Origin of the sequence: Mesorhizobium sp. B2-4-6, assembly GCF_006442775.1 — a bacterium.
In the GTDB taxonomy this organism is placed as follows: Bacteria; Pseudomonadota; Alphaproteobacteria; order Rhizobiales; family Rhizobiaceae; genus Mesorhizobium.
This window is the reverse complement of the sequence record NZ_VFVI01000006.1, coordinates 140,406-155,860: the sequence shown is the minus strand read 5'-3', so window position 1 is coordinate 155,860 and position 15,455 is coordinate 140,406. Positions and strand designations below refer to the sequence as shown.

At 63.2% G+C, this 15,455-nt stretch carries 17 protein-coding genes; 1 reads left to right on the top strand and 16 read right to left on the bottom strand.

Annotated features, from left to right (window positions below; all coding sequences use genetic code 11):
• Position 1: 1 nt before the first annotated feature.
• The 11 genes from FJ957_RS17470 to FJ957_RS17420 form a co-directional block, all read right to left on the bottom strand.
• Positions 2–187, bottom strand: coding sequence for a hypothetical protein (locus FJ957_RS17470; RefSeq protein ID WP_140833381.1), 186 nt, complete (start codon positions 185–187; stop codon positions 2–4).
• A 144-nt stretch (positions 188–331) separates the two neighbouring features.
• Positions 332–550 (bottom strand): hypothetical protein, encoded by a 219-nt coding sequence (locus FJ957_RS17465; protein WP_140833379.1) that lies wholly within the window; start codon positions 548–550, stop codon positions 332–334.
• A 60-nt stretch (positions 551–610) separates the two neighbouring features.
• Complete coding sequence (locus FJ957_RS17460) at positions 611–1,468, bottom strand: class I SAM-dependent methyltransferase (protein WP_246674306.1); 858 nt, start codon at positions 1,466–1,468, stop codon at positions 611–613.
• A gap of 50 nt (positions 1,469–1,518) precedes the next feature.
• The gene (locus FJ957_RS17455) at positions 1,519–2,511 is read right to left on the bottom strand and encodes a GNAT family N-acetyltransferase (RefSeq protein WP_140833377.1); all 993 of its coding nucleotides are present in this window, start codon (positions 2,509–2,511) and stop codon (positions 1,519–1,521) included.
• On the bottom strand, positions 2,511–3,572 hold the full coding sequence (locus FJ957_RS17450) for a glycosyltransferase (protein ID WP_140833375.1): 1,062 nt from the start codon (positions 3,570–3,572) through the stop codon (positions 2,511–2,513). The genes FJ957_RS17455 and FJ957_RS17450 overlap by 1 nt, the downstream gene beginning before the upstream one ends.
• 18 nt (positions 3,573–3,590) lie before the next feature.
• The gene (locus tag FJ957_RS17445) at positions 3,591–4,526 is read right to left on the bottom strand and encodes a beta-xylosidase (RefSeq protein WP_140833373.1); all 936 of its coding nucleotides are present in this window, start codon (positions 4,524–4,526) and stop codon (positions 3,591–3,593) included.
• On the bottom strand, positions 4,519–5,280 hold the full coding sequence (locus FJ957_RS17440) for a TIGR04290 family methyltransferase (RefSeq protein WP_140833371.1): 762 nt from the start codon (positions 5,278–5,280) through the stop codon (positions 4,519–4,521). The genes FJ957_RS17445 and FJ957_RS17440 overlap by 8 nt, the downstream gene beginning before the upstream one ends.
• A 2-nt stretch (positions 5,281–5,282) precedes the next feature.
• A complete protein-coding gene (locus tag FJ957_RS17435) occupies positions 5,283–6,086 on the bottom strand; it encodes a sugar phosphate nucleotidyltransferase (RefSeq protein WP_140833369.1) in 804 nt (267 codons plus the stop codon).
• Positions 6,086–7,186, bottom strand: coding sequence for a glycosyltransferase (locus tag FJ957_RS17430; RefSeq protein ID WP_140833367.1), 1,101 nt, complete (start codon positions 7,184–7,186; stop codon positions 6,086–6,088). Before FJ957_RS17430 ends, FJ957_RS17435 begins: the two co-directional genes overlap by 1 nt.
• Positions 7,187–7,201: 15 nt before the next feature.
• Positions 7,202–7,798, bottom strand: coding sequence for a histidine phosphatase family protein (locus tag FJ957_RS17425; protein ID WP_140833365.1), 597 nt, complete (start codon positions 7,796–7,798; stop codon positions 7,202–7,204).
• Positions 7,795–8,898, bottom strand: coding sequence for an inositol-3-phosphate synthase (locus FJ957_RS17420; protein WP_140833363.1), 1,104 nt, complete (start codon positions 8,896–8,898; stop codon positions 7,795–7,797). The genes FJ957_RS17425 and FJ957_RS17420 overlap by 4 nt, the downstream gene beginning before the upstream one ends.
• Before the next feature lie 157 nt (positions 8,899–9,055).
• On the opposite strand from FJ957_RS17420, the gene FJ957_RS17415 reads away from it, so the two are divergent.
• Positions 9,056–10,804 carry a hypothetical protein gene (locus FJ957_RS17415; RefSeq protein WP_140833361.1) on the top strand — a complete coding sequence of 583 codons (1,749 nt, stop codon included), beginning with the start codon at positions 9,056–9,058 and terminating at the stop codon, positions 10,802–10,804.
• Here FJ957_RS17415 and FJ957_RS17410 read toward each other — a convergent pair whose 3' ends face one another.
• The 5 genes from FJ957_RS17410 to FJ957_RS17390 form a co-directional block, all read right to left on the bottom strand.
• Complete coding sequence (locus FJ957_RS17410; protein WP_140833359.1) at positions 10,805–10,990, bottom strand: hypothetical protein; 186 nt, start codon at positions 10,988–10,990, stop codon at positions 10,805–10,807.
• Between the two features lie 80 nt (positions 10,991–11,070).
• Positions 11,071–12,105, bottom strand: coding sequence for a UDP-glucuronic acid decarboxylase family protein (locus FJ957_RS17405; RefSeq protein ID WP_140833700.1), 1,035 nt, complete (start codon positions 12,103–12,105; stop codon positions 11,071–11,073).
• A gap of 23 nt (positions 12,106–12,128) precedes the next feature.
• On the bottom strand, positions 12,129–13,238 hold the full coding sequence (locus tag FJ957_RS17400) for a glycosyltransferase (protein ID WP_140833357.1): 1,110 nt from the start codon (positions 13,236–13,238) through the stop codon (positions 12,129–12,131).
• A complete protein-coding gene (locus FJ957_RS17395; protein ID WP_140833355.1) occupies positions 13,235–14,329 on the bottom strand; it encodes a glycosyltransferase in 1,095 nt (364 codons plus the stop codon). The genes FJ957_RS17400 and FJ957_RS17395 overlap by 4 nt, the downstream gene beginning before the upstream one ends.
• Positions 14,326–15,453, bottom strand: a complete 1,128-nt coding sequence (locus FJ957_RS17390) for a glycosyltransferase (protein ID WP_140833354.1) — start codon at positions 15,451–15,453, stop codon at positions 14,326–14,328. Before FJ957_RS17390 ends, FJ957_RS17395 begins: the two co-directional genes overlap by 4 nt.
• Positions 15,454–15,455: the final 2 nt, after the last annotated feature.

Here is a 15,455-nt window from a genome sequence, read left to right as displayed (position 1 = left end):
TTCAGCCGCGCTCAGCCGTCATATCGCCTTTGCGCTTTTCGATCAGCGCGTTCTGCAGTTCGAGTGCAAGCCTGGTCAGCCGGTCAGGGACCTTCTCCCGCTCGATGGCGATCAACAGGGATGCGATCTCCTGGTCCAAGCTCTGGATTGCCTGGGCGCACAGATCGCGCTGGCTCCTGCGAGACATTGCATTCTCTTAACAATAGAGGGCCCCTTCAGAACTCACTGAGTCATACTCGACCGTCCTTTGCAAGGCGTTCGCCGCAAGCTGTGGGGTTTCCGGATCGCTGTCTTCGGGTTTCGTGGCAAGAGGCGATCCGCGAGCATGCGCTCAATCCTTCGGGAGACGGTTCGCTGCGTGGTCCTGGTACTGATCGGATTTGACCCGGTTGCCGTCCAGACCGCGTTGCTCGGTATGCTGCTTCTTGTCCCGATTCGACAGGATGTCGTTCTCGCCGACCATGTCCTTTGCGAGCGTTGTCTTCGCTCCGGTTCCGGAGCTCTTGCCCTGGCTGCCGCGGCCCATATGCTTCTTACCGCCGGACGCCATTGTTCTTCTCCCTGGTCTGCCTGCGTGAAACTGTCCGGCGACCAAACTGCCGCTCGCGCGTTATGTTCCGCCGTCACGGCGAATAAGGAAGGCCGTGCCGTCCCAACTGCCGAAAGGCATTTCGCCGTCAACCAAGACTTCCATGCGATATGCACGGGCAAGACGTTTGATATCGCGGGAATCGATGTCCGATGTCCGATAGGAGTAGTTGAGGACTGCCGCCATTCCTCCTGGCCGCAGCACACGCGCGATCTCGCCGAAATGCCGCTCGGCAACACCGGCAAGCACCAGGTAAGGAAAACTGTCGAGAGCCAGCACGTCGTCGAAGCTTTGATCGGCGAAGTCGCCGAGATCCATGCCCGAGGTCAGGCGGAATTCCACGTTGGCGACGCCGGCGCACCGCCGACGCGCGATGGCGATCATTCTGGGCGAAATATCGATGCCGACGATAGATCCCGCCATGGCGCCAAGCGCATGTTCGAGGCGTCCGATGCCGCAGCCGATGTCCAGTATGTGCTTGCGGGTGCCGAGCATGCCGTGCCGTTCCAACCACGAGGCAATCTCGCCGGTCGTGGCCGAAAGCCTGTCCTCGTCGCCAAGCGACGACAGTTGCACGCTGGCTGCCGGGGAGATAGCCGCCGCCCGATCGAAGGCGCCGGCCAGCCGCTCGATGGTCATGGCGGCCGTTTCGCCGTTGGTACGGTCATGAGACACGCAGGCAGCGGTCCTACGCACGTCGTCGAAGGCCGAGGGCTTGTCCCGAAGTCTCGTGGCCATGTGTTCCAGCCAGCATCGCTCGGAAGCTTGGCTCGGGCGCATGTCCAGGGCGATATTCGCCAATTGCGCCGCGCTGGTCGACTTATCCACATAGACGGCCAATCTGGCCAGCGCGTTGTCGACGGAGAGGCCGTCGGCCATGCAATCCTGCAGCAGGCGTCTGGCAATCGCGCCGGTTTGCCTCGCCATATTCACTGTGGCGCGCTCCGGGTCCAGACCTTCTGCGCCGTCCAGCGGTCTTTTGCGCCCCAACCGTATTTGTAGCTTTCCCGGCCGCGCAGGAAATCGAACTCGCGCGCGCCTTCGTGGGCGGCTCCCGCTATGGCATGGCCGATCAGAATCGCGCCGGGGCTTTCGTCGGCATAGGCCGGATCGAAACCGCCGAGATAAGCATAGGCTCGATTGCGATGATGAAATCCGTAATAGGCGCCGACGATGGCATCGCCGATCTGGATCGTCAGGCATCGTGCCACACCGCTATCGGCAAGTCGTGGCAGGGCCTTACGGTGAAATTCCACAGCCATGTCGGACAGCACGCCCCCACCATGACCGACCCAGCGTGCGCCATGCAGTCGGACCAGCTCGTCGAGAAACATCTGCGGATCGGACTCGTTGCGGCTGACGACAACGGCGCCTCTACGCCGGGCGGCTCGCTCGGCGCGGCGCAACTGGCGTCTTCGTCTAGCCGGAACCGAACGGGCCAGAGTTCGATCGCCGTCGAGCAGGAGCACGGGACAGGCGGCGTGCGCCATCGCTCGGCTTGCTTCGGTATTCGGCAGTTCGAGCCACATCGATAGGGCATCGGCCGAGAGGTCAGGCTGGATCCACTGCGACCATTTAAGCGAGAGCACCGCGTCGGCAATGGCGGCGCCAGCCTTCGCCTCCAGCTCCGGCACGCACAGGATATCGAGGTAGTCGCTCAGCGAAATCCCGATGGGAAGCAGGCGCTGACCGCGATCATGCCTTTCGACATAGAGCGGCGCCAAGCCGGCGAGGGCGCCTCCGCTCCACACTGCAATGGCCGCAAGGTCGCCGGGGGCGAATGTCTGCCACCAGGGAATGAGCCAGGCGGGAGACTGGAACGGCGTGGCCGAGATGCTCTGGCGCCAGAGCTGCCACCAATGAGGCTCCAGGTCCATGAACGCTCTCGCATCACGGATGATCTCAGTGCGCAGACCGCCCATCAGGCGGTTCCCAGCAAGGCGCGACGGGTGCCAAGCTTCGCCAGTGCTTCGTAAGCATCCATGTAGGATGTGATCATGCGCTCAAGCGAGAAGCGGCTGCGCGCTTCGGCTCGGCATGCTTCGCGGTCCAAGGCTCCGGAAGCGACGATGGCCTTCGCCATTTCCTCGATGTCATTGACCAGGAATCCGGTCCTGCCATGCTGGACGACATCGGGAAGGGCGCCGTTCGGGAACGCGACGACCGGCGTGCCGCAGGCAAGCGCCTCCATCGCGACAAGCGAGCTTGTCTCTGGGGCAAGGCTGGGAATGACCAGGCAGCGGGCGGCGTTGAGCAAGCGCCGCTTGGCGCAAAACCCGAGTGGCCCAAGAAAACGCCGCTGCCGATCGAGCCGAGGACGGACCTCATCGGCGAAATAGCGCAGATGGGTCTCATAAGGATAGACTTGGCCGGCGATTGCTAGGGAGACGCTCGCGCGCTTGGCTGCCTCGATCGCGAGATGGACGCCCTTCTCCGGACAGATGCGGCTGAGCACCAGCGCGAAATTGCGCCGCGACCGAGGCTGGTTCAGTGCGGCGATGTCAACGCCGTTTGGAATAGGCTTCGCCAGTCTCGACCCTGCCGGAGCCGTCCTGTGCTGCGCCTGCGAGACCGCGTGCACCCACAAGTCCTCGCGCGACGGCGCAAGCACCTCGGGCGGGTACCAGCCGAGTGGCAGGTGCAGTGTCACCAGGGTAGGACCATCGCCAGGCAGATAGGCGTCGAAATCGATCCCGTGGAGGTGAACGACGTCGATCGGCCAGCGCGCCCGAGCGGCTGCTATCGCATCACGATGCGCTTGATGGGCACGCTTCTTCGCCGCCTCGTCGAGCACGCCTGTTTCGGCTGGTGTTTCCACCAGGACGCCGGCCGTGCTTGACCCTTGGCAGGCGACGACAACCGAACGGTGGCCTTTCTCAACGAGCGCCCGATCCAGCGCCGACAGCACCTGCTCGGCCCCGCCGACCGCATCCGGCCCGACGGGCGCGAGAGGGTAGGCGACGTTGAGGACTGTCAGTGTCATCGCTGGTCGAGCCGGGCCTCACCATGCCGCCGACACACGTTGCATTTCTGCCATGTCGTCGCCAATCGCGGGAGCGTAGCGTCGGATCATCGCCGCGCAGAACTCGGCGAATTCCTCGGGGATCTGGGGCGGGCTGGTGTGATGAGGCTGAAGCCCGCGATGTTCCGGCGTGAAGCAGAAGGTGACCGTGACGTTGAAGTCGGCGAGCGCTTCCATCTGGCGGTCGAACCAGTCCAGCGCATTCGGCCGAAAACTGTCGGCCCAGGACAGGCCGGTGCGCAGATGGGTGACACCCAGCCGTTCCATCCAGGCCACAGCGTCGTCCAGCCGATGGTCCTCGTAATGGAACCACTGGACCAGGCCCATTTGCGGGGTGTGGCGCACGAATTCCTCGAGCGCCGGCTTGGGCGTGCCGTCCTCGCGAAGCAGGCCCATGTAGAAATGCCTGTAATAAGACGAACCTTCCGCTTCCCGATGGCGCGTTGTCGCCTCCCACGAACGCGGCAGATCATAGAGGCTGTACCACTGCACCCGCGGCGCGATATCGAGCAGCAGCTCGGCGGCGCGGCGCAGGCCCCAGAGCTGGATCTCCTCGGCGCCGAAGGTCGAGACGCCGACTTCGCTGACCCAGATCGGCAGATCGGTGACAGCGGCAATCTCGCCAAGCTTCTGCGGCCATTCATGAATCTGCCAAAGGTTCCAATCGAGCGGGAAGCCATGCACCGCGACAGCGTCGACATGGTCGAGCACGCCGAAATCCTTCATGCGCGTCATGAAGCCGGCATCGATCGGCGAAATGCCGCCCAGCACCTTTGTGAGGGTCGGATTCTCCCGATCGATCGCATCGGCTGCCAGGGTTGCCATTGCGGCGAAACGGCTCCAGTCCGGATCGAGCTCGGGATCCCAATGCGATTTGTTGTTCGGTTCGTTCCAGATCATGGCAGCTTCAATCATCGGCCTCTCCTTTCGCTGGATAGACGGCGGCGCCGTCCGCCGGCTTGCCGGCCGCGCGGCAGAAATAGACCTCGTCTTCAGGGTGAAGCACGATCTCGAAGCCGGCGCTGCGCAGCATCGCTTCGGTGCAGGCGCGATTCGGGATCCACCAGTTGGTGGGATCGTCCGCATAGCGATGCTCGATAAAGTGCAGTTTCGGAAATTCGTGCTGATCGAAGAGGTCGCGTGTCCAGAAATGGTAGTTCTGCTCAAGCGGCAGGACCTTGCCGCTGCCGCGCTGCATCGACTGGAAGATCATCAGGTCGCTCGCGACATGCGCGCGGATCAGGTCGAGCGCCAGCAGCGGGTGGCGCAGGTGGTAAAGCACACCCATGAACAGCACGATATCGAAGCGCTCGCCGAGCGATGCGACGTCGTAGACCGACAGTTCCCTGAACTCGATGTCGCAGTCGGCGATCTCGGCGGCGAAGCGCGCCTGGGCGAGATATGCTTCGTCGAAGTCGATTCCGAGCACGCGATCGGCCCCACGTTTCTTCATTTCGATCGAGTAGAAGCCTGCGTTGCAGCCGATGTCGAGCACCGACTTGCCCGAGAGATCAGTCGGAATGGCATCCGCGAATTTGCGCCATTTGATCAGCGGGTAGTTGCCAAGGAAATGATCGGGAGCGGTCTCCACGCCCGCCAGTTCCATATTGTGAAACCACGGCCCTAATGCGTCGATGCGGCGACGTATTTCCGTGCTGGAATGCAGCATGGCTAAGCTCCTTCGCCTGGAACGGTTGGCACTGCCGAACGATCCTGTGATGCGAATATCGTCAGGGTCAGATCATCGACGGCATCATTGCTTTCGAGCAGCCTGAGCGCCGTGCGGTAGCCGTTGAAAGTACCGACATCGACATAGGCAGTCCCGGCCTTGACACCGTAGGCTTCGCCTCCGCCGGCGAGATAGGCGTTGACCAGAGTGCCGAAATACTCGTCGATGCCGTCGCGCTGGCGCCAAAGCGCAGCAAGCTGGTGGAAGATACGACCTGGCATCTTGAAGGCGCCCCAGACCCAGTTTGTCGCGGCGTCCGCTTGCTTGACCTGGATCTGCTCGACCCGCCCGTTGCCATCGAGCACGACGGCGTCGAACAGTTCCGGGCGATCGACCGGAAACATCAGGAAGGACAGCCGGTCGTCGGCCAGATGGCAGAAGCCGTCTTCAGGAAACCAGATCGTGTCGGGCAGGCCTATCAAGACCGTTTCTTCCGGCGTTACGAGCGGCGCGGCGCGGAAGATAGCGTCGCATAGTCCAACCGGAGACGGCTGCGCCACGAAGATTGCTGCGGCATCGCCATAGCCGGCGGCGTAATATTCAAGGATGTCCGACTTGCCGGAACCGATGATGAAGCAGATGCGGTCGACGCCGTTGCGCACCATCCGCCGCACCAGATATTCGCTCACCGCGCATGGGCGCTCGGTCTGCCCGTCGAGCCGGCTGCCGACCGGCAGCAGCTCCTTGGAAAAGCCCAGCGGCTGAATGCGGCTGCCGCGACCGGCGGCAGGCACGATGCCCAACATCAGACGACTTCCTCCATTGTCCCTCTCGCCTTGGACGCGAAAGCGTCGTTCAGGATTCGGTCGAGTTCGGCGGCACGATGCGCGGATGTGTGCTCGTCGAGGACGCGCTCCCTGGCGCGGCGGCCGAGCGTCGCGATCTCATTGTCGGACAGGCCAAGCGCGGCAACGACATCGCCGGTGCTGTGCGCCAGAAGGATATCGCTGCCCGGCGTGAAGAAGCTGTCGAGGCCTGCCCAGTTGTCGGAGATGATCGCGGCGCCGCAGGCGGCTGCTTCGAACAGACGGCCTGACGGGCACCAGCCCTTTCGCGCCATCGACTCGCGGGTGACGTTCAGCGTCAGGCGCGAGGAGGAAAAGAAGGCAGGGTGATCGGCGGGCGGCAGATGCCTGACGAAAAAGATATTGCTGCTCCATGGGAAGTCCTGCGGGTACTGCGCCCCGCCGATGATGAAACGGCGGTCCGGAAGCCGGGCGGCGGCAGCGACGAGCAGTGTTTCCACGGCTTTCTGCCGGTCCTCGGCATAGGTACCGAGGTAGGACAGGTCGCCGGCGAATTCGGACCTTGGCTGCGCCGGCCGGTGCCGGTCTGGGTCGACATGGCCGTAGAGCGGCAGCACATGGCGCACGCCCAGGATGGCCCTCAGCGCATCGATGGCCGGCCCCCCGGTATAGCTCAGGATCAAGTCGAAATCGGACAAGCTGTCCGGCTCGAAATAGGCTGGATGATCACCTCGCTCGATGCTCGCCAGCGTCACCGGTGTATCGAGGTCATAGAACACTTTCAGCCCGCGACAGGTATCGTTGGCGAGCCGCGAGGCCTCGATAGCGTCTGGGCAATAGGAGGTGACGATGACGACGTCGGCCTGCCGTATCGCCGTCTCGGCCGCTTGGCGGGTATCCTCCCAGGCCGGGTAGAGAACGACATCGCCGCCGTTCAATCGGTCGATGTCCCTGGCGCCGGCATAGTAGGGTGTGTCGCGCTCGAAAAAGGTGATCGACCAGCCAAGCGGCGCCAGCGCGCCAATCAGTCCGCGCCAGAGCGTGGCATGTCCGTTGCCCCATGAGGAGGTGACGGCGAGACCGAAAATAACCATGCGCATCGGTTACCGCTCCCGTCAGGCGATTTCATTCAAACGAATCAGCTTGGAACCCCAGTCGCCGTGGACGACCGTTGTGATGGAGGCCGGCGCGATATCGAAGCGAAAGCAATCGCCGAGTTGCAGGCCAAGGATCGCGCAGACAGCCGCCTTGATCACATCGGCATGGCTGACAAGCGCGATGCACTGGCCCTGCCCATTCGCGCGCAATGCGTCCATCAGGCCGATCATCCTGTGCTGGACATCCAGCATGGTCTCGCCGCTTGGCGTGCGGGCGCTCTGGCGTTGGTCGTTCCAAAGTCGCCAGCTTGCATCGCCGTTCAGCTCTTCGAAGGTCTTGCCGGACCACTCCCCGAAGTCGATCTCGTCGAGTTCCTTGCAGATCGCGATCTTCTCAATCTCGCAAGCGATGGCGATCGGCTTCGCCGTTTCGAGCGTGCGCTCGCGCGGACTGCTGAAGATCGCGGCGAGCGGCTCTCGCGCCATCCGCCGCGCGAGCTGCAGCGCCTGCGCCTGGCCGGCTTCGCCGAGGCGAACGCCTTCGAGCCGCCCGGCCAGGTACGAGCCGACGTGATCGTGCGCCGCATGGCGGATGAGAAAGAACGTGGTGGTCATTCGGCGGCGTCCAGCATCGGCTCGTCATTGCCGGCGATGAAGGCGAGCGTGCGCAGGCGCGCCTCCGCGTCGGTGAACTGCTCCGGCGGCGACTTCATGAAGTAGCTGCTAGGCCCGGTGAGCGCGCCGGCGATGCCGCGGTCGAGGGCGAGTTTCGCGCAGCGGACAGCGTCGATGACGACGCCTGCCGAGTTGGGCGAATCCCAAACCTCCAGCTTGAGCTCGGCGTTGAGCGGCACCCCGCCGAAGGTGGTGCCCTCGACCCGGATATAGGCCCATTTGCGATCGGTCAGCCACGGGACGTGGTCGCTGGGTCCGACATGGATGTTGCCGGCCTCAAGCGGGACATCGAGCTGGCTGGTGACGGACTGCGTCTTCGAGATTTTCTTCGATTCCAGCCGCTCGCGCTCGAGCATGTTGAGGAAGTCGGTGTTGCCGCCGAAGTTGAGCTGATAGGTGCGGTCGATGCGCACGCCGCGTTCGCGGAAGAGATTGGCGAGCAGCCGGTGCACGATGGTTGCACCGACCTGGCTCTTGATGTCGTCGCCGACCAAGGGAAGGCCGCGGTCCTCGAAGCGCTGACGCCATTCCGGTCGTGAAGCAATGAACACAGGAATGCAATTGACGAAGGCGCAGCCGGCGTCCAGTGCGCATTCGGCATAGAAGTGCGCAGCCTCTTCGGAGCCGACCGGAAGGTAGCATATGAGCACCTCGGTCCCGCTTTCCTTGAGTCGTGCGCTCACGTCCGCGACCGGTTCACCCGACTCTTCGATCTCATCGCGCAGATATTTGCCGATTCCGTCCAGCGTCGGGCCGCGCTCAACGCGCACCCCGATCGGAGCGACGTCGGCGAAACGGAAGGTGTTGTTGGGCGCGGTGTAGATCGCTTCCGCCACATCGCGCCCAACCTTGTTTTTCGCAACATCGAAGGCGCAGACCACCTCGACGTCATCGACATGGTAGCCCCCGAGATCGGCATGCATCAGTCCGGGGATCGGCTCGTTGCCATTGGCGTGGCGATAGTAGGAGAGACCTTGCACAAGGGATGATGCGCAGTTGCCTACGCCGACAATGCCGATACGAACTTTCTTCGATGTCACGAAACCACTGCCTCGTTTAAGTTGGAGGTAAGTTCCTCGCCGCCGAACCGGGAGCGGCCTCGAATGTTCCTTCGCGCCGCGAAAAATTGGTGAGCCTGATTGCGGATCAAACAGGCGCCGTTTCGCGTTGGCGGCCAGACAGCTAGGCAGGAGCCGTATGATCGTCTTCGGCGACCACAAGCGAACGCATAGCGCAGAACAGCTCCGGAAGGCTGTCTTGGCCGCGGCTGGAGCTATTGGCGATCTGCCTGCCGGCCTCGAACGTCACGCCGCTGTGGTCGATCTATTCGTCACCGTCTCTGAACTTCTCCAGGGCCTCGCCGATGCGGAATTCGACATAACAGGCCGCGACAGCAGTTCGTCGAGGCAGAAGCTGGGGTCGGAAATTCTCGTCGAGTTGTCGCAGGAAGTGCTGCGGTCCTGGCAACAAAAATTTGCTCGAAGCGGAGCGCTGGATGAGGCGCTGCTTGCAAAGCTTGCCGCCATCGACTGCGGCAGCGCAATAACCACCGGACCGGCTGAGGGCTATGCGCTGTACGCCCTCTACCCGGAAACCTATCTGCTTGCGGCGCTGGGGTCGGGCCTCGATGCGAACACATGCGTCATCGGCATCCGCAGCATCGGTCTCGGCCTCGCGGCGATGGTCGCCGCCGCCCTGCATGCGCCGCCGCCTATCAGCCTGCGACCGATCGGCCATCCGTTTTCCCGGCACATAAGCGCCGCATCCGAACTCCTACGCTCTTGGCTCGACAGACCGCAGGCCAAATTTGCTATCGTCGATGAAGGTCCGGGCCTCTCCGGCAGTTCCTTTCATGCTGTCATTGCCTGGCTTCGCCGGCACGGCATCGGCCATGAGCGCATTCATCTGTTCCCGAGCCACCGCGGCGGGCCGGGCGCGCAAGCTACTGCCGAAACTGTCGCTGCCTTGTCGCAGTGCCAAAGTCATGTCGCGGATTTCGAAGACGCCTTTGATGGCGCGGTCAGCCCGGGGCTGCGGGACTGGATAGGACATTTGCTCGGCAGGGCCGATGTCGAGCTTCATGAAATTTCAGGCGGCGCATGGCGCGAAGTTCTTTCAGTGCCGACCAGCGCTTGGCCCCCGATATTCCCGGCATTCGAGCGGCGCAAATTCATGGCTTTAGCCGGCGGCGAGCGTTGGCTGGTCAAGTTCGCAGGTTTCGGCGAGGCCGGCCAGCGCAAGCTGCGTACGGCCAAGGCACTCCACGAAGCGGGCTTTGGCGCTCAGCCTGCCGGTATCAGCCACGGTTTCCTGGTCGAGCGCTGGATCGATGCCGGCAGGCTGGACCGGGCAGGGCTGCCCAGAGATATGCTGATCGACTGGCTCGGGCGCTATCTCGGCTGGCGCGCCGCCAAGCTGCCGACCGACGAGGCCGGCGCGTCGCCGGAAAAGCTCGTGGCCATGGCCGTACAAAACTGCAGGGAAGATTTGGGGGAAGGTCAGGCCCAAGCATTGGCGGGTTGGTTCGCCCGCTACCCGCCACAGCCCGTGCTGGGGAGGATCGAGATCGACGGGCGCCTTCATCCATGGGAGTTTCTGGTTCGCCAGGACGGGACCGTGCTCAAGACAGATGCCGTTGACCACTGCCGCTCGCACGACATCGTCGGCTGTCAGGATATAGCGTGGGACATTGCAGGCGCGAGGGTTGAATATGAGCTTTGCGACGCGGAGCTTGCGCGGCTCATCAAAGGCATCGAGGCAGAAATGTCGCGTGCCGTCGATCGTTCCCTGGTCGATCGCATGGAGCCCTGCTATCTCGCGTTGCAGCTTGGCCTGTGGACGATAGCCGCACAGTCTGCAGACGGCCATGATCGGGTGAAGGCCATTCGGGCCGCTGACCGTTACCAGATCAGGCTTTCGCGGTTCACCGAGCGCTTGAAGACTTGATCAGTCCAGCCTGCGCAGCATGTCGGCTTCCTGTTCCAGGATGGTTGCCACTTCCTCGCGTTGCAGATGCGTCATCATCAGGCTGACGCAGCACTCGAGATAGGTAATGGAAGCCCTCCGCAGGAATGCGGCCGTCTCCACCGCCGCCATCTGCTCTATGTCCTTGACTGATCGCTTCGACTGCACAGTTCTTCCTCCATCGCGGTTGTCATGCCCAACCGCGATGTCGGTTGGTTGTTCCGCCCCGGTGAAAAGATGCCGCTGTCTCAGAGCTGCAGGTTCTGCAGCTTTCCTCCACCCGTTCTGTCGATCGCGACCACGGGCTCGATCGCCAGATCGTCGATATTTGAAAAATAGGCGATCGTCTGCAGCAGGCCTTGCTTTAGGGGCACCTCGGGCGACCAGCCGAGGAGCGCCTTTGCGCGGCCTATGTCGGGGCGTCGGCGGCGCGGGTCGTCCTGCGGCAAAGGCAGGTACTTCACGGGCGATCTGGTGCCGGTCAGTTCGCGCACCAATCTTGCCAGCTCGAGGATCGAAAACTCTCCGGGATTGCCGAGATTGACCGGTTCGCGCGGATTTGGATCGACATCCATCAGGCGGCGCAGTCCCTCGACCAGATCCGTGACATAGCAGAAGGAGCGGGTCTGTCGGCCATCCCCGAATATCGTCAGCGGCCGCTTCTCGATCGCTTGCATGACCAGGTTCGAGACGATGCGGCCGTCGGCAGGGTCCATCCTTGGCCCATATGTGTTGAAGATGCGGGCCACGCGAATATCGGCCATAGCGGCTCGCAGATAATCGAAGCAGAGCGTTTCGGCGGCGCGCTTGCCCTCGTCATAGCAGGCTCGCGGTCCCGTGCAGTTGACATGGCCGACATAGTCCTCGCGCTGCGGATGCTGTTCCGGATCGCCATAGACTTCGCTGGTCGACGCCTGCAGGAAGCGGGCACCGTTGCTGGCGGCGAGCTCCAGAAGATTTAGGGTCCCGATCACACAGGTGCGTGTCGTATGGATCGGGTCGGCCTGATAACGAGGCGGCGATGCCGCGCAGGCCAGATTGAAAACGCGATCGACAGGCTCGCCGAGTTCCAGCGGCGTGCAAACATCCTGTTCGATCAACCTAAAGCGCGCCAGGCCAACCAACGAACCGATGTTCTCCATTCTGCCAGTGAGAAAATTGTCGACACAGATCACGCGATAGCCGTCATGCAGCAGCGCCTCGCACAAATGCGAACCGAGGAAACCGGCACCGCCGGCAACAAGCGCCGTCCGTGTTTTTTCAGCCCTTTTTGATCGCCGCATCTCGATGGTCTCCTGTCTGTCACTCATGCTGCACTTTCGACGTCCAGATCGATCGCCGGACGCGTTTCAACAGACGGCGTCAGCGCCGAAACGAATTCACGTGCCCGCGCCATGGCGGTATGTCTTGAAAGCACCGCCTCCCGCGCTGCCCTGGCCAAATCGAGCCTTGCCCGCTCGGATTTGGCGCTTAGGATCTCCTCGACATCTGCGGTGCTTGCCGCCGTCTCGATCGCCGATTCCGGGAAGAAATCATCGAGCCCGGGCCAGCGGTCGCTGATGATCGGCGTGCCGCAAGCAGCGGCCTCGAAGAGCCGCACGCTGGGCGACCATCCAGCGGCAATCATCGATGCCCGGGTAAGATTCAGCGTGTAACGCTGGCGGCTGTAGAAGGCGGCATGCTCGGAGGGCGGCAGGTGCTCGATCCGCTCGACATTTCCCGGCCAGGCGATGTCGGATGGATATTGCGAGCCGGCAACGACGAAGCGGCGGTCCGGCAGGCGCCGCGCAGGCTCCAGCAGCAGCGCGTCGAGGGCGGGCTGCCGGTCCGCGCTGTATGTGCCAAGATACCCAAGGTCCCATTCGATCGCGTGCCTGGTCCGATGGTGTCGCTTCGGATCGACGGCGCAGTAGAGCGGCTCCGTCCGGCGGGCGCCGAACTCCGACTTGAGGCGCTCCAGCGTCGGTCCGCCCGTGAACGAGAAGTAGATGTCAAAGTAGGAGATTTGCCTGCGGGCCAGATAGTCGCAATCATCCTCGGCAACCCGCGCCAGCGTCACTGGCGTGTCGATGTCGTAGAAGCAGAACTGTCCGGTGCACAGCAAAGCAAGGTCGTCGATGATCGCCCTGCCTTCCGGCACGAAGGAGCCTATTACCACTGCGTCGGCCCGCTGCAGCTCCTGCCGGTGGTTGCAGCGCAGCTCCGAAACAGTGTCGTAGTAGCGCAAGACGCAGAAATCGGGATCGCGCAGGTCCCGGTGATGCGCGTACCAGGGCACGTCGCGTTCAAGAAACGTGACGCGATGGCCGAGTTCGTCGAGCGCGCGCAGCAGTCCCCGGAAAGTCGTCGCATGGCCGTTGCCCCAGGACGAAGATAGTGAAAGCCCTAGGAAAACGATGTCGAGCGGTTTCGTCATTGCGCGGCCTCCATTGCCCGGCGCTCGAAATGCGCCTTGAAGATGTCCTCCACCAGTTGAGCCCTTAGCGTGTAGGTGTGCTCGGCCAGAACGCGCCGCAGCGCTGCCGCGCCGACCGCTTTGGCCCGCTTCGGCGTCAGCGTGCGCATGATCTCTGCGACATCGGCGCCGTCCCGGGCGACCAGTATCTCTTCGCCGGGTGTTAGGAACATCTCGATGCCGAGCCAGGCGTCGGTGATCAGGCATGCACCCGCGCCTGCCGCCTCGAAGACACGGGTTGCGGGCGAAAAGCCGTTGGCCGCCATGCTGTCGCGGCTGATGTTGAGCACCGCCTTCGCCGTCACGTTGAAGGCGTTGTGATCGCGCGTGCCGACATGGCCGAGCCACGACACGTTTGCCGGCAAGGGCTTGTCCCCCCAACCGGAGCCACCAAGCAGGAAGCGCTGGCCGCCGAGCCCGCGGGCCGGATCGAGGAAAAATGTGTCGACACGCGCCTCACGGTCGGGCAGCCGATTGCCGAGGAAAGCCAAGTCGCAGGCAAAGCGCGGATCTGTGGGGACTGGATGATGCGTCTCCGGATCGAGCGCGTTGTAGATCGGCACGCATTCCGTCGCGCCGAGCGCACGATAGTCCCAGACCACCGGGTCACCGCCGCCATAGGTCAGCACGACGCCGATCCTCTTCAACGCCTGGTGCAACGGGTGTTCGGGATCGTTGCGCAACTCGCTTAGGGTCGCCGGCGCGTCGACATCCCAGAAGACAGTCAGCGCGTCGGGGCGGGCATTGTCGAGAACCGCACGCAGCAGCGCATCGTCTTCGAAGCCGACGCCGCTTGCCTTGACCACGACGTCCGCCTGCGCGGCGCGCGAGGCGACCTGCATCAGCGCATGCGCTGTTGGCTCGTAGACGACGACGCTGCACCAGTCCGGCGCCTCGATATCGCGATGCTTTTGCCGATCGTATACGTCGGGCTCATAGAAGACGATGTCATAGCCGAGCTGCGACAGGGCTTTGAGCAAGCCGCGGTAATAGGTGGCGGCGCCGTTCCAGTAGGATGACAGAAGGCTCGATCCGTAAAAGGCTATCTTCATGCGGCGGCCTCCCTTGCAGGCTTGATTTCCGCCGCCGCGCGATTGCCGCATACGGCCAGGATGTCGAACAGCTCGTCGGCGCGGTGCCGGCACGTGTGTCGCGCCAGGATGGTTTCCAGGCCGGATGCGGTCAGTGCTTCTGCACCCTGGCGATCGTTCAGCACATCGCGGAGGTGTCCTCGCATCTCGGCGCCGTTCCGGGCGAACAGGAAATCCGTGCCGGCGCGGAACAGCCCTTCAACATCCAACCACGGCGCCGAGACCAGCGGAATCCCGCAGGCCAACGCTTCGAACATGCGAATGGTGGGAATGCCCGGCAGGCTCTCCCGGTAAGGCCTGCGGGGGATGTGCATGGTGACGCGATGACGAGCGAAGGCTTTTGGCACGTCGGCATTGGCAATCCAGCCATCATATCGCAGCCCAGCTTCCGCAAGCGCGGCGCTGGCATAGGCCGGATAGCGCACCCCGTGTACGGTTCCCGACAGCCGGAGTGTGCTCGCCGGCTCGATCAGGAACTCGGCGATCTCGGCGCTGCGTTCATCGTCGCCCCAATTGCCGATCCACACGAGGTCGAAGGCGGGGTCGATTTCCGGGCATGGCTTGAACAGCTGGTCGTCCGCCGCCTCATGCCAGGTGAACACCCGTTTGCCCCAGCCGGCGCGAAGATAGCTCTCCCGTAGCACTTCGCCGAAGACCAGCACCCCGTCATAATGCTCGAGCTGAAGCGCAGCGATCGCCTGCATCGCCGATACCGCGCGATGATGAGTGTCATGGAACAGTAGCGTGAAATTGCTCAGCACGCGCGCTTGTCCGATGCGCGCGACAAGATCCTTGTCCGTCCATTCGTGGACGATCACGACATCCGCGCCGGCCAACCGAGCTTCGTGCTCGAAGCCAGGGGCATAGGCCACTACCCTCAGTTCCGGAAAATCCTTGCGGAAGCGCTCGACGGCAAAGGGGCCTTGCTCGGCGAGCAGGTTCGACCGGCTCCAGCCATCGATGGGCTCGAGCGCGACCACCTCATGGCCGCGTGCGGCAAGCTCACGCATGATGCCGCGCTGGAAATGCGCGTTGCCGTGATTCCAGTCCGAAACCGCCGAATGAGTGTAGAATAGAAAACGCATGG